This window comes from Dendronalium phyllosphericum CENA369 (assembly GCF_016056275.1).
GTDB classification, from domain to species: Bacteria; Cyanobacteriota; Cyanobacteriia; order Cyanobacteriales; family Nostocaceae; genus Dendronalium; species Dendronalium phyllosphericum.
This window is the reverse complement of record NZ_JAECZA010000296.1, coordinates 1-1,145: the sequence shown is the minus strand read 5'-3', so window position 1 is coordinate 1,145 and position 1,145 is coordinate 1. Positions and strand designations below refer to the sequence as shown.

The following is a 1,145-nucleotide window of genomic DNA, read 5'->3' as shown; positions in this document are numbered from 1 at the left end:
AGTTCAAGAGCAATTTTTTTCTAATAGTATAGGTTGTATTGATTGCCTCGTGAGACTTCTAGCAATCGCTCTCACGGAGAGTGACAGAAGAGGGTTACAGCACTTGCGTCTGTTATGAGGTACACTAAATTAAAGTATAAATCCCTTTAAATGAAGTCATACTCTGTCGAGCTTCGAGAAAAAATAGTTGCAGCACATCTTCAAAAAAACATCTCAATCAGGAAAGTAGCTAACATATTTTCCGTCTCAAAAAGTTTAGTGCAAAAGCTTGTAAAGCAACAAAAACTTGAAGGAAATTTACAACCCAAGCCGCGAGGGAAACCACAATTTAGTCATTTAACAAATGCTGAAGTAGAGTTAAGGGAATTAGTTGAAGCACATCCAGATGCAACATTGATAGAGTTATGTGAATTCTTTGCAGACAAGACTGGCAATTGGGTGGGTCGAAGTGCAATGTGTCGGGCGTTACAGAAATTAGGATTAAATCGTAAAAAAAAACAAAGCGGAGTACCCAAGCTGGAACTATTGAGTCCTAAATTTAAGATTAGATTATTGGGGAAAGGTCAAACATATAGAGCCAGAAAATTTAGTATTTTTGGACGAAACTGGTATTCTACTTGGGTTAATGAGGACTCATGCCCGTTCACAAATGGGAACAAGAGCTTACTCTCTTACCCGCTTCTATAGAGGCTCAAAAGTTACAGTAATTGGAGCAATTAGCATTAACAAAGTGGTTGCACTAATGACAATGAATGGTTCAATGGATGGCATCGCATTTGAATTATTTATTGAAAAGTTTTTAGTGCCAAATTTCTGGTCAGGAGCAGTGGTAGTAATGGATAATTTATCCGCACATAAACTAGATTCAATTGTGCCAATGATTGAAGCTGTAGATGCGAAAGTTATTTGTTTATCCTCATACTCTCCCGATTTTAATCCAATTGAATTATGGTGGTCACAACTTAAATCTTTTTTACGCCGTTTTGCTCCAACTACAACAGAAATGGTTGATAAACTAATTTCAGTTGCACTTGACTTAATAAATCCTAAACATTTAAGAAACTGGTTTGCTAGTTGCTGCTACTGTACCTCATAACAGCCGTAAATGCTGTATCTGAAGGCGTGGACTTGTAATGAGATTTCCC

At 37.1% G+C, this 1,145-nt stretch carries 2 protein-coding genes; both read left to right on the top strand.

The features are described from left to right. Positions 1-150 precede the first annotated feature (150 nt). Positions 151-687 carry a helix-turn-helix domain-containing protein gene (locus I8752_RS38925; protein ID WP_214436555.1) on the top strand — a complete coding sequence of 179 codons (537 nt, stop codon included), beginning with the start codon at positions 151-153 and terminating at the stop codon, positions 685-687. After that, complete coding sequence (locus I8752_RS33895) at positions 596-1,096, top strand: transposase (protein WP_214430566.1); 501 nt, start codon at positions 596-598, stop codon at positions 1,094-1,096. Before I8752_RS38925 ends, I8752_RS33895 begins: the two co-directional genes overlap by 92 nt. The last annotated feature ends 49 nt before the right edge of the window (positions 1,097-1,145 follow it).